The organism is Chitinophaga pinensis, from assembly GCF_007896845.1.
GTDB lineage: Bacteria > Bacteroidota > Bacteroidia > Chitinophagales > Chitinophagaceae > Chitinophaga > Chitinophaga pinensis_C.
Genome location: NZ_VOHS01000023.1, coordinates 25,768 through 40,022, shown reverse-complemented (window position 1 = coordinate 40,022; position 14,255 = coordinate 25,768). Strand labels below are relative to the sequence as shown.

General features: G+C 46.8%; 8 protein-coding genes. 5 read left to right on the top strand and 3 right to left on the bottom strand.

The window, feature by feature from the left end; translation table 11 throughout:
• Nucleotides 1-234: 234 nt before the first annotated feature.
• From FEF09_RS19815 to FEF09_RS19795, 5 genes are read left to right on the top strand one after another with little or no spacing between them, the layout of a single operon-like run.
• Nucleotides 235-918 (top strand): response regulator transcription factor, encoded by a 684-nt coding sequence (locus tag FEF09_RS19815; RefSeq protein ID WP_146306709.1) that lies wholly within the window; start codon nucleotides 235-237, stop codon nucleotides 916-918.
• Nucleotides 915-2,249 (top strand): sensor histidine kinase, encoded by a 1,335-nt coding sequence (locus FEF09_RS19810; RefSeq protein ID WP_146306708.1) that lies wholly within the window; start codon nucleotides 915-917, stop codon nucleotides 2,247-2,249. Before FEF09_RS19815 ends, FEF09_RS19810 begins: the two co-directional genes overlap by 4 nt.
• A gap of 30 nt (nucleotides 2,250-2,279) precedes the next feature.
• Complete coding sequence (locus FEF09_RS19805; protein WP_146306707.1) at nucleotides 2,280-3,680, top strand: TolC family protein; 1,401 nt, start codon at nucleotides 2,280-2,282, stop codon at nucleotides 3,678-3,680.
• 4 nt (nucleotides 3,681-3,684) lie between these two features.
• Nucleotides 3,685-6,903, top strand: coding sequence for an efflux RND transporter permease subunit (locus FEF09_RS19800; RefSeq protein ID WP_146306706.1), 3,219 nt, complete (start codon nucleotides 3,685-3,687; stop codon nucleotides 6,901-6,903).
• A 1-nt stretch (nucleotide 6,904) separates the two neighbouring features.
• Entirely contained in the window at nucleotides 6,905-8,020 is a 1,116-nt protein-coding gene (locus tag FEF09_RS19795) for an efflux RND transporter periplasmic adaptor subunit (protein WP_261387616.1), read from the top strand.
• A gap of 72 nt (nucleotides 8,021-8,092) precedes the next feature.
• On the opposite strand, the gene FEF09_RS19790 is transcribed toward FEF09_RS19795, so the two are convergent.
• The 3 genes from FEF09_RS19790 to FEF09_RS19775 form a co-directional block, all read right to left on the bottom strand.
• Complete coding sequence (locus FEF09_RS19790; RefSeq protein WP_146306704.1) at nucleotides 8,093-9,547, bottom strand: T9SS type A sorting domain-containing protein; 1,455 nt, start codon at nucleotides 9,545-9,547, stop codon at nucleotides 8,093-8,095.
• 162 nt (nucleotides 9,548-9,709) lie between these two features.
• Entirely contained in the window at nucleotides 9,710-13,015 is a 3,306-nt protein-coding gene (locus tag FEF09_RS30820) for a glycosyl hydrolase family 18 protein (protein WP_186774420.1), read from the bottom strand.
• 387 nt (nucleotides 13,016-13,402) lie between these two features.
• On the bottom strand, nucleotides 13,403-14,236 hold the full coding sequence (locus tag FEF09_RS19775; protein ID WP_146306703.1) for a S1 RNA-binding domain-containing protein: 834 nt from the start codon (nucleotides 14,234-14,236) through the stop codon (nucleotides 13,403-13,405).
• Between the last annotated feature and the right edge of the window lie 19 nt (nucleotides 14,237-14,255).

The window sequence follows — 14,255 nt, the reverse complement described above, 5'->3', positions numbered from 1 at the left end:
TTTCATCAGCAGCCCCGTCCATTAAAAAACTTTGAATTTTACAACTATTCATTTGAATGGAACAATCTTAAGAACAGGATTCTTACCAACTTTACACTACAATTTTAAAGGTACTCAACGGACATCAAGACAGTTAAAAAGAACCACGTATGACCGGTGGTTCTTTTTTTATAAACGTAAGCGTGAAATAGCTTCAAGATTGCTTCAAATTTAAAAACGAATTATGCAGCTTATATGAAAGTTCTGCTCGTTGAAGATAACATGGAGCTGGCCGGCAGCATTAGTAGCTTTCTCGAAAAAGAGGGTTATCTGTGTGAGGTAAGCCATACCAGCAGTGAAGCTTACGATAAGTTGTCAGGTTTCCAGTATGACTGTGTGTTACTGGATATCACCTTACCGGACGGAAATGGACTGGAATTATTACAGTTCATGCACCTTGAAAAGATTGACAGTTGTGTACTGATCATTTCCGCGAAAAACTCACTGGACGATAAGATCAGTGGTCTGGAAGGCGGGGCGGATGATTATCTGACCAAACCTTTTCATCTACCAGAATTACATGCCAGACTGAGAGCTATCTTCAGAAGGAAGAAACTACAGGGTAGCAATATTGTGAGTTTTAATGAAATCACGCTGAATACGGATACGCTGGAAGCGAGTGTGCATGAGATCCGGCTGGATGTAACACCGAAGGAATTCGATCTGCTTTTATATTTTCTTGTGAATAAGAACAGGGTATTATCCCGTCAGTCGATCGCAGCACATCTGTGGGGCGACTATACCGATAACCTGGCCAATTTTGACTTTGTATACCAGCATGTGAAGAATCTCCGCAAGAAGATACATGCTGCAGAGGGAGCAGATTATATTAATACTGTGTACGGATTAGGTTACAAATTTAATACTGCTGTATCATGAAGCTGATCAACAAGTTCACCTTATGGTATCTGTGCATCACGCTGACCGCGATGCTGGTAGGATTTGTAATTGCGTACCACAAGGTAAAATCGGGTATAGATCAGGCGGAGATCGATCGGTTGAAGGTATGTAATGACCAGATGGCGATGCAGATGCGGCACGGTGTATCACCGGATACTTATATGAAAGGCAGACCAGTAGATATCAAGCTGCTGGAATTTGAAATACCGGTGAATAAGTATGATGTATATGAGCATACTTTCTACAATACTATGCTGCAACACCGGGAGTGCAGGCTGACGGTTACTTCTTTTTATAATATCAATGGCCACTATTATAGTATTTCGTCCTACAACTATATCACCAAGGCGAAAGAAATATTAAAAGGCCTGTTTAGTTCTTTCATCTGGATTTTTGCCATTCTGCTGACATTGACGGTATTGTCGGCCCGCTTCGTATCGAGACTGATACTGGCGCCTTTTCATCAGACGATGAAAAAAGTGCGTTCATTCAACCTCAAAGACAGAAAGCCGCTGCAATTACCGGATGCCAATGCGGCTGAACTGAAAACGCTGAACTGTTTCCTGAACGGGATGGCAGACAAAGCGCTGGACGACTACCGTTCGCTGAAGGAGTTTACAGAGAACGCGTCTCATGAATTACAGACCCCGCTGGCTGTGTTGCGCAACAAACTTGAACTGCTGACAGAGTCATACCTGCAGGGCAAGGAACCAGATACTATCGTACCGCTGATCGGGGATATGCAGAATGCTATTGACAAATTATCAAGGATCAACAGTTCATTGACACTACTTGCCAGACTCGAAAACAACGAGTTTGACACCCGGCAAAGCATCTCTATGTCACAACTGATCACAGATGCATTGCAGAGTTTTTCAGAACTGACGGATATGAAATCCATTACGCTGGAGACGAAGATCACCTCTGGCGTCAAGGTGCAGCTACACCCGGCGCTGACAGACATCCTGCTTGGCAATCTGCTGAGCAATGCCATCAGACACAACGTACAGGGAGGGCAGATCCGTGTAACATTAAACAGATCCGCACTGGTCATCGCCAATACCGGTAATCCGCCGGAAGTACCTACCAATCAGTTGTTCAGACGTTTCAAAAAAGGAAGCAGGAACAGTGATTCAATCGGTATAGGTCTGGCGATCGTCAAACAGATCTGTGACGTCAACCATTTCAACATTCAATATGATTACGCCGAAGGCTGGCATATCATGCAAATTATTTTCGAGGAATCAACAGAGAACATAAAGCCGCTAAAGGAAGCATCCAGCACACGTTTTCCTGAGAAACAGTTTTAGGGTTCATGGTCTTAATGTTTAAGTATTATCATGCAAACAAAAAGAATCGTCGTAGTCCTTTTCCTGCTGTTATGGCACGGATCGATGGAGGCGCTACACGCACAGCAGGTACTGACGTTGAAAGAAGCAGTACAGACCGCGCTGGCCAACTATGGGACCGTCAGGGCTAAAGCCAATTACCTGAGCGCGTCCAAAGCTACAGCAACACAGGCAAAACGGGATTACCTCCCGAACCTGAACGTATCAGCACAACAGGATTATGGTACTGTCAACGGGCAGTTTGGGCCGTCTTATGGTTTGAATGGTCTGGGGGTGGCTTCTTCGGGTCCTACCCTTCCTTCACAGAACTGGAATGCGGCATTTGGCGGACTTTACCTCGCCAACGTTAACTGGGATTTCTTTGCCTTTGGCCGCGCCAAAGAGAAGATCAAGGCAGCGCAGGCAGCGGTAAACAGAGATCAGTCAGACTGGGAGCAGGAGCAGTTCCAACATTCCGTGAGGGTGGCAGGCGCCTATCTGAACCTGTTGGCAGCACAACGCCTTACCCGTTCATGGTGGAACAACCTGGAGCGTGCGGATACTTTCCGTTCTGTAGTAGTAACCAGAGCATTGAATGGTCTGATACCGGGCGTAGACTCAACATTGGCAAACGCAGAGGTATCCAATGCAAAGATCGCCTATACCAAGGCGAAGGATGCTGAACAGACCTATGCCAATCAACTGGCACAGCTGATGGGCGTAGCTCCCGGCAATTTTGTACTGGACACCTTATTTATCGCACGTATACCGGGCGCCTTGTCTGACAGTGTCAGCGCAAACATACAGGGACATCCATTACTGAAGTTCTACGAGAACCGTATTAAGGTAAGTGATGAACAGGCCCGTTATATCCATACCCTGAATTACCCTGCATTCTCAGTATTCGGGGCGATGCAGACGAGGGGGTCCGGATTTGACGCGAACTACATCACCGATCAGACAGCATATAACAAGGGTTACTGGGATGGTGTCAAACCTAACCGCAGCAACTATCTGCTGGGTATAGGGGTGACCTGGAACCTGACCTCTCCTTTGAGAGTAAAACACCAGACAGCCTCCCAGAAATATGTATCAAAAGCCCTGCAGGATGAATATGAGCTGGTACGCCAGCAACTGGCAGCACAGTTAACGTTGTCAGATACCAGAATCAAAAATGCGCTCGACAACTACGCCGAAGCGCCGATACAGGTGAATGCAGCAACAGAGGCTTACAATCAGAGAACAGTATTATACCGTAACGGACTGAATACAATCGTGGATGTAACACAGGTATTCTATACCCTGAACCGGGCAGAGACAGACCGTGATATTGCCTACACCAATGTTTGGCAGGCACTGTTGCTGAAAGCAGCTGCGAGTGGCAATTTTTCTCTATTCATCAATGAATTCTAATTAAATGAACCTGATAAGATCAGCATTACGCAAACCAATATCCATACTGGTAATAGTGGCTGCCCTTTTCTTCTTCGGTATAGGTGCTGTAAGAACGATCAAGGTGGACATCTTCCCCAAACTGGACCTGCCGGTGATGTACATCGCGCACCCTTTTGGTGGATACACACCTACCCAGATGGAAGCTTACTTCGGTAAACAGTACATCAACATATTACTTTATGTAAATGGTATCAAAGCTATTGAGACCAAAAACATACAGGGTCTGACCCTCATTAAAGTGAGTTTTTATCCGGGCACCAATATGGCGCAGGCACAGGCAGAGCTCAGTGCATTCTGTAACCGTATTCAGGCTATTTTCCCGCCCGGCTCACAGCCACCGTTCATTATCCGTTTTGACGCTTCTACCCTGCCTGTGGGCGAACTGGTATTAAGCAGTGAAAAGCGTACTAATAACGAACTGCTGGATCTGGCAAACACTTATGTACGTGCGTCCTTTACACAGATCCCGGGTCTTGTATCCGCACCTCCTTTCGGTGGTAACTTACGTACCGTAGTAATTAAGGCTGACCCTGAACTGCTGCGTTCCCATAATCTGACACCTGACCAGCTGGTAGAAGCGCTGCGTATTAACAACCAGACTTCCCCTTCCGGTAACGTGCGTATCGGCGATGTGAACTATATCACACCTGCCAACACGGCTATCAGAACTGTAAAAGATTTCGAAAATATCCCACTCTTTAAAGGTGGTGTACAGAACCTCTACCTCCGCGACGTTGCGACGGTAGAAGATGGCGCTGACGTAACCGCCGGTTATGCACTGGTAAACGGGCGTCGTTCCGTATATCTCAGTGTGGCAAAATCCGGTGATGCATCTACATGGGAAGTAGTACAGAAACTAAAGGCTGCATTGCCGAAATTCCAGTCCCTGCTACCGGAAGACGTGAAACTGACTTATGAATTTGACCAGTCCGTATATGTGATCAACGCAGTAAAAAGTCTGATCAGTGAGGGCACGATCGGGGCGATACTGACAGGTTTGATGGTACTGTTGTTCCTCGGTGACCCCAGAGGTGCATTGATTGTGATCCTGACCATTCCGACGTCCATCATTGCGGCAGTATTATGTCTGAAACTGGCCGGTCAGACCATCAACATCATGACATTAAGTGGTCTGGCACTGGCGATCGGTATTTTGGTGGATGAGAGTACGGTGACGATAGAAAATATACACCAGCACCTTGACATGGGTAAGCCGAAGGGGCTGGCCATATGGGATGCGTGTAAGGAGATTGCTTTCCCTAAACTGCTGATCCTGTTTTGTATCCTTGCGGTATTTGCACCAGCGTTCACTATGGGTGGTATCCCGGGTTCACTGTTCCTGCCGCTGGCACTGGCGATCGGTTTTGCGATGATCATCTCTTATTTTCTGGCGCAGACATTCGTACCTATCATGGCCAACTGGCTGATGAAGGATCACGTACATCATAAGGCCGGAGAACCTGTTCCGCATCATGATAAAAAAGAACTGATAGAAAGAGCAGATTTCGATAATAATGGTAAAGTGACCGGCTTTGAACGCGTGCGTAACCGCTTTATGCGCTTTATGAACAGAGTGATGCCGGCACGTAAGCTGATTGTGACTGTTTATCTGGTGGCAGGTATTGCGCTGGTAGTTGTACTGATCAGCAGCATCGGACGTGACGTATTACCACGCGGTAATGGCAGTCAGTTCCAGCTGCGCCTGCGTGCACCGGAAGGAACGAGAGCGGAGAGAACGGAGGAGATCACTATCAGGACGATCAATGCGATCAAACGTATCGTTGGCCCTGAACATGTATCTATTTCTTCTGCATATGTGGGTCAACACCCGGGTCAGTTCTCCATCAGTCCGATCTATCTGTTTATGCCGGGTCCACAGGAAGCCGTGATTCAGGTAGCATTGGAAGAAGAGTACAAAGTGAATATGGACGAGCTGAAAGATAAGATCAGAGCAGAAATGAAAAAAGAAATGCCTGATGTAAAACCATCTTTCGAGCCAATCGAACTGACAGATAAGATCCTGAGTCAGGGTTCTCCTACCCCTATCGAGGTAAGGTTTACCGGTAGAAACAAACAGCTGAACGAGCAATTTGCGGCGAAGCTGATCACTAAACTGAATCAGATCTCTTACCTGAGAGATGTGCAACTGGGGCAGTCTACAAAATATCCTTCCCTGCGTGTGAACATTGACCGTATCCGTGCGGCACAGCTGGGTGTGGATGTGAGCGATATTTCCCGTTCACTGACAGCGTCCACTTCTTCTTCCCGTTATACAGAGAAGAACATCTGGATCGATGAGAAATCCAACCTGAGTTATAGCGTACAGGTACAGGTACCGGAAAACAAAATGACGGATATACAGTCGATCAATGAGATCCCGCTGCTGAGAAATTCCAGCAGACCGGTACTTGGAGATGTGGCTACCATTGTGCCGGATACTACTTATGGAGAAGCCGATAACCTTGGCGCTATTCCGAGTCTGTCTGTTACGGCTAATACGAATAACATTGACCTCGGTACAGCGGCTGAGGATGTACAGAAAGCGATCAAGTCTTTGGGTGAATTACCGCGCGGTCTTAATGTGGAACTGATCGGTCTCAGCTCTACCCTTACAGAAACGCTGGACAGCTTACAATCAGGTCTGCTGGTAGCGATCGTTGTGATATTCCTGATGCTGGCGGCTAACTTCCAGTCATTCAAAGTATCTGCGGTGGTGCTGGCATCCGTACCGGCGGTGCTGATCGGATCCCTGACATTACTGTTACTGACCGGATCTACATTGAACTTACAGTCTTACATGGGTATCATCATGTCTGTGGGTGTATCGATCTCGAATGCGGTGTTACTGATCACGAATGCAGAGCAGTTACGCCTCGAAAATGGTAACGCGCTGCTTTCCGCAAAAGAAGCAGTAGGTTTGCGTCTCCGTCCGATCCTGATGACAAGTCTTGCGATGGTGGCAGGTATGATCCCTATGGCCAGCGGCCTGGGTGAATCCGGTGACCAGACCTCTCCGCTGGGACGCGCGGTGATCGGTGGCCTGATCGCTTCTACCTTCAGCACCCTGTTTATACTGCCACTGGTATTTGCATGGGCACAGGGTAAAGCGACGACCCAATCGGTATCACTCGATCCGGAAGATAAAGAAAGTAAAAACTATGTACCATCCTTACACGAATAATATGAACAGTATTAAAGCACTTGCTATCACAATAAGTTTACCTGCCACTCTGTTGTTCAGCAGCTGTAGTCACACAGAAGGTAAATCAGAAAATAAAGAAAACGTACAGGAGGAAGCTCCTGTAGCGGCTATATCCCTGCAGAAAGGTAAACTCGCTTCTTCCCTGCAATTACCCGGTGAGCTGATTGCTTATCAGCAGGTAGATATCTATGCGAAGGTGAGCAGTTTCGTAAAGAAGCTGCATGTAGATGTGGGTACAGAAGTGAGTCAGGGCCAGCTGCTGGCTACCATGGAAGCACCAGAGATCAGCTCTCAGCTGGCAGGTGCGGAATCCAGAATTAAATCACAGGAAGCGGTGTATCTGGCGAGTAAAGCGAACTATGACCGTCTGTATAATACCAGTCTGACACCGGGTACCGTTTCCAAAAACGATCTGGATATAGCGCAGGCGCGTATGAAATCAGACCTTGCACAGTGGGATGCCGGTAAGGCAGCTTACAGGGAGATCTCCGATAACAGAAACTATCTGGAGATCAGGGCACCATTTTCCGGCGTTATAAGCGCGAGAAACGTAAGTGCGGGTGCTTATGTTGGTCCGACAGGAAAAGGCTCAGAATTGCCTTTATTTACCCTTCAGGAGCAAAAGAAATTACGTCTGGTGATCTCTGTTCCTGAATCTTATACTGCTTATCTGAACAGCAGCAGTGAAGTGAAGTTCAATGTGAAGGCATTTACCGGTCAGCAGTTCACTGCGAAGGTAAACCGTCTTTCCGGTGCACTGGATGCCCGTCTGCGTTCACAGCGTATTGAAATGGATGTGGTTAATAATGATAAAAAGCTGTTACCCGGTATGATTGCGGAAGTAAATATTCCGATGGATGCGGCTGACAGTACCTTTCTGGTACCGAAAGCAGCGGTGGTGAATTCTACGGTGAATGTATTTGTGGTAAGGGTAACAAACGGCAAAGCGGAAAGAGTACAGGTGCAGACCGGCCGCGAAGCTGATGGTAAAGTTGAAATCTATGGTAATCTCAACGAAGGCGACACCATTCTGGCTGCCGCTAACGAAGAAATAAGAGAAGGCGCTGAACTGAAGCACGTTAAAACAGGCAAGTAAGAAAGGATGAAATCAAAAGCAAAAGGCGGTCTTACAGGACCGCCTTTTTGCATATATATAGGGAGCCGAATACTATTGAATGACTATCTTCTTTGTATAATACCTGCTACCGTTTGTAACTACCAGCACATATACGCCGCCTGCCACGTTTCCTGTATTCACTGACACAGTTGCCGCGTTGGCCGTCTGATAGGCTACCGGCGTTTTATTCACATCTACCAGAGACACTTTCAAAGGCGCTTTTGCGTCATACTCCGTTACCCTTACTGTCAGAGAAGTACCTCTGCTGACAGGATTCGGGAATACTACAAGTCCTTTATCAGCAGATACGGATAAGCCTTCTTCTTTTTCAGGCGCCACACTTACCGTGGCAGAGGCCAGTTTTTCCACTCTGATGGAAGACACCTGATCATTCCAACCTGCTTCCATAGAAGCAGCATCCGCAGTAAATACTTTGGAGGAACCGGTGAAGTTATCATCCATGTAGAAGGTCACTCTATAACCAGCCGCTACTTTCAGGGAGGTAATATCATCATTCCGTGCACCGTAAGCTCTCAGGGTTGTCAGGTTGTAATTGCCTTCCGGCAGGTATACCCCGTAACCACCGTAATTGATATCCTGGAACAGACTGGCAGCAATTGGTTTAGGCGTGCTATAAGTAAAGGGATATTTCTGCTGTGCCTGTACGAATTGTGTTTCATATTCGCTGGTCCAGCCGAATGCTGTTGTTGCCAGTGACTTCAGGTTTACACCTGCGGCTCCGCTCCAGAAATGTACGAATTCACCCATATTCATGCCACCGTTGTATTCGGAGCCGGAACGGGAGAAATAGAGTGCTACCTGTACGAAATAACGGTTTAAAACCTGTGTGCCTCCATACTGATTATAGATAGGATAAAACCAATCTCTGAACCATGCGGTGTTGGCTCTGGGGAAATTGTCCCGGCCTGCTGTGAACTGTGTGTAGACTGAGTTCTGGTAGGTAGTTAGTCCCAGACCTTTGTAGACGTCATAAAGATAGATCTCCGCCCATTTACTGTCTCCCCATATGCCGAAGGCAGGAGAGCCGTGTGTGTTTTTAGAGCCAATTTCCACAATATGCCCTACCTCATGCGTCAGCAGGTTATGATCACCTTCTGTGGCGCCAGTCCAGTTACCCGGACCTGCATCGATGACATTTCTGTAATCGTGGCTGGCATCAAAGTAAGTAGAAGGATGACCACCGCTGTATTTGTTGGTGTGCATGATGGCATACAGCTGCGGTTCTGTACCGAAGGAGCCGTATGTTTTTTTAGTGTACCGCCATACATCTGAGAGGAACTGGTTAGGCCAGGTGACAGAGCGGCTCACATCATTGTCATAATAGAGCGCAAGGTCATTGTCCAGATAAACACGTTGTAATAATTGCACGTGTTCAAACCAATGTTCCTGCCATGTTGCAGGAGTTGTCTGGGCCTGTACCTGTGACAGTGGAGATACGAGGCAGCTGGCGAACATAGCCAGTAAACAGTAGAAGTGTTTACGCATAATTAAACGGTTAATTTGAGGGAAAAGATCACCGGACTTTCAACCAGTGAGGGTTTATATAAATAGCATTGATTACATCATGATTATTTACCGTTTCTTACGTCGCACACATCTGTTTGAAAGGAAGGACTACCTGAAGGCAGCCCTTCCCGTGTTATATGGTTACTGGATCAGTACCTTGCTGGTAAATATGTTATTACCATTGGTAACAGTCAGTATATAGAAACCACCGGCCATATTGCCTGTAGATAATGTCACTACTGCGGCGTTGGCTTTCTTATAAGCTACTACCCGCTTATTCACATCCACTACCGATACATGTACCGGAGCGGCTGCATTGTATTTCTTCACATTGACAGTCAGGGTACTTCCCTTCATTACCGGGTTAGGATATACCAGCAGACTACCATTCGCAGCAATGCTCATCGCTGTCTTTTCCTGTTGAACGGCAGCAATTGCTGAGGCAGTCAATGCAGATGCTTCTGCCCAGTTGAATTTTTCCCATCCGTCAATGGCAGTTCTGTTACAAGTCATCGCCTGTTCTGCATTTTCAGAAGAAACGTACATGCCATTGTTGCCACGCAGGGAAACAGTACCATCACTGTTACTGATCCAGTCGAATACTTCCCAGCCATCGATAGCTGGTCTGTTACAAGTGATCGCCTGTTCACCATTTTCAGAAGAAACATACATACTATTGTTACCTCTCAGCGCGATCTTGCCGTTACCTGCATCTATCACTGTAAACAGTTCCCACGCCTGCGGAATATCGGAGTCGCACCACATGGCTCCCTGTCCGTTCCTTGAATTCACATATTTGCTGTTAAAGCCCTGCAACCAGATCGTTTTACCAATAGGCACAGTAGTAGGGTCCGGATTTGTTACTGTCGTATCGCCTCTCTGTAATACCACCTGATTGATCGCATTCAGGAGGGAGTTTGCACCGGTAACATCCTGTGACAGTTCCCAGATCATAATACCACCACCCTGATCGAATGCGAGGTTAGTTTTCGCCTTGATCGTAGGGATACCGTTATATCCTACACCCTGATAGGTGTCTGCATCAGGACTCGCTCCTCTTGCCAGCAGCTGTGCGTAAGATTCCCAGCTGGGACGACCATAGAATGGTACACCCAGAATAGCTTTTTCTTTTGGCAAACCACGACCTCTCCAATAGCTCAGAGAACGCTGTGCGTAACTATAGGTAGAGTGCTGGTAATCATTTTCATCATATGCCATCAGTGTCAGGTAATCCACCAGAGGGAATACACTACCCAGGATGCTTGCACCATTTTCTCCTACCACAGCCGCTGTGAGCAGTTTACCACGGCTATGCAGCTGAGTGGAGAGTTCTGTCATCAGCAATACGTAGTTATTGGCAGAAGCGCCATTATCAGGATATTCCCAGTCAATATCAGCGCCATCCAGACTATACTGATTGACGAAGGCAATCACTGCGTTCACGAAAGTGGTACGGGTAGATGCATTACGTGCCAGATTTTCGAAGCCCTGATCGTTACCATTGTTCCATCCGCCGATAGAGATCGATACTTTAACACCGGCAGCGTGTGACTGTGATACCAGATCACGCAATGCGGCCGGGTTATCCAGTCCCTGTAATGTACCATCATTGTTTGGCAGGAGGAACGCGTAATTCACGTTCGTCAGTTTGTTATAAGGTACTTTGCTGGTACTTGGACTACCCGCCCATCCCGGCCAGTAACCTACAACTTTAAACTGACCTGGTGCAGCAGTAGGGCCATCCTGATCAGGAACATCCTGAGCGTTACCTACCACACTGTAGGAGAATGCTTCCCAGCCACTGGCAGCAGGACGTGTACAGGTCATAGCAGCAGCACCATTCTCAGAAGAGATAAACAAACCGTTGCTACCTCTGAGCGTTACTTTACCATCGCCGGTTTCCAGCCAGTCAAATACTTCCCAACCCTGAATTGTTGGTCTGTTACAGGTAATCGCCTGTTCCCCATTTTCAGAAGAAACATACATACCATTGTTACCTCTCAGGGCGATCTTACCGTTACCCGCATCTACCACGGCAAAGAGTTCCCATGCCTGTGGAACATCGGAATCGCACCACATAGCGCCTTGTCCGTTCTTTGAATTAACGTATTTGTTGTTAAAACCCTGCAGCCAGATCGTTTTACCGACAGGAGCATTGGCAGAACTTCTACCCGGCGCAACGGCAGCGATTGTATTTGTGTTTTTTACGTTGTTGACAAATCTGATGTTGTTTAATACAGCACTCATGTTACCAGCGCCGTCCATCAGGTAAGGCGGGGGAATACGGAGCAATGCCGCATTTTCACCACCATCAAAACGTTTGTAAGTCCAGTGGAACCAACCCACTCCGGCGGCATTCATAGCAGCGATATTGGCACGCAGCCAGTTGCTGTTGTTTTCACCGGTTTCTCCTACTACTACCGGCACATTGTGTGTGTTACGGAAGTTATTGATGTTACCCAGTTCATTGATCTGGTTAGCATCTCCATTGGTAGTGGTAGTCGATGTGGATGTACCATAACGGTGTGCGTTGTACACCAGGTTGCTTCTGTTGGTAAACGTGAATGGTTCGAGGTAGTTGTACTGATTACCCCAGCCATTTCCTTCCACCATTAACAGGTGTGTATCACCTTGTGCACGAATAGCGTTGATCAGTCTTTCAAAGAGCGCGTGAATGCTCTGATTAGCCGGAACGTTATTGGGTTCGTTGATCAGATCATAAAAAGCTACACGATCATCATTAATGTAGCGTGCAGAAATACGCTGCCATAAACGTACGGTGATGTCCTGATAGATCGGTTTGTTCCAGAGATCATTCCCCATCAGTGCATCAGAGATGTTGGCATCTGTACCGGCAGCACCCGGAGCTGCGTGCAGGTCAAGTACCACATACATGTTGTTGGCAGCACACCATTTCAACAAGCTGTCTGTCAGGCGGAAACCTTCCAGATTCTGATCGTTGAACAGTTGATTGCTGTTATACCAGCTTGTCAAAGAACTTACATAGCTATTGTAAGTTGATGAGTTACGCGCTACACCATTTCTTACTGCACGCTGTGCAGCTGTCAGAAAGAGGTCATAGTGCAATGGCAGGCGAACACTGTTAAAACCCTGTGAAGCCAGGTAATCAATATCCGCTTTGGTGATAAAATTGTCACGCCAGCTCTGGTAGAATGCTTCTACAGCGGCATCGCTCTGCCCCTGATCATAGAGACGCTTTTTAACAGACCATTGCGTACCACCACCTGAGAAGGAAGGCTTGATCATGTATCCTTCCTGCAGCAACCAGCCACCAACATTGATCCCTTTAAAGATCACTTCCTGATTACTGGCGTTGACAATACGTTTACCATCTGCCCGCAGGCGGGACAGCTGGGAAAATGCCTGCTCTGCGCCCAGACATAGGACCAGCAGCAATAGTGTACAGAATAGTCTTAGTTGACGCATACTTCGTGGAATGCACAACCGGCTTGTGTAATGGATTTTCATTGGAGGGTTTTATTTAAGGTTTATCATAGACTAAAAGGTACGGCTCACCGGACTCCGCTGAGTCAGGCCAACATATTTGTCGTGCAAGTACCTCAAGGGTACCACGCAAACGATTACTTTTTTTTCGAAGTGTGACTCGCTGAAACGCAGCAGACTGATATGCAATGCATAAACAGCATACGTTACAACAGGGAATGTGTGATTGGAAACCTTTACTGCCGGGGTTATCGGATATTCATATGGTGAATATGCATAGCGGCAGTATTGCATGGACAAAATATTGCTATTCGTTCGGGGGTATACAAACAAAAAGAGGAAGCATATTGCCTCCTCTTTCTTATTATTTTATTCTTCATCCATCAGTTTAATACCTGTCTGCGTGAAGATGATTTTACGTTGTTTATACAAAGCGCCTGTGGTCATTTTGAAAGTCTTCTTACTCATGCTGAAGAATTCATAGATTTCTTCAGGAGAGGATTTATCGTGATAAGGCAGATAGCCGTCATTTTCTTTCAGCAGACGCAGGATCTTGTCGCTTTCAGTTTCTACTCTGTCGTAGCCGGGTTTACCAACTACCACATCGATCTTTTCTCTTTTTATGGATTTGATAAAGCCTTTGAGTTTATCGCCTATATCAACGGTTCCGAACACCTCGTTGTAGTGCAGTATGCCAGTATGTTGATTATTAATAATAACAATGAACCCTATTTCGGAGCGACGGTATACGATCATGTCTACCACGTCCAGTTCTTTTACTGTCAGGTTTTCATTGCTCAGATAAGGATCTATTTTTTCGGTAGCAGCTACGCGGTTGGTGAGTTCATCCAGATAGATCTTTACCAGATAATCCTGACCGGGATGCATTTTACTGAGCTGTTTGGAGGCGGGTACGAACAGATCTTTCATAAGTCCCCAGTCCAGAAATGCGCCCTGTTCTGTGACGCCGGTTGCTTTCAGGTTCACGATATCACCCACTATCCCATAAGGTTCCTGATTAGTAGCAGTCAACCGGTTTTCGGAATCGTGATAAATGAATACTTTGAGTTCATCTCCTTTTTGGGCGCCGGCAGGTACGAAACGTTTAGGCATCAGGATTTCCTGATCGCCCCCATCCAGGAACAGGCCGTATTCGCTTTCTTTCTTTACCCTTAACAGGTTGTATTCACCTACTTTATACATGTAATCGCTTTATTTTGCC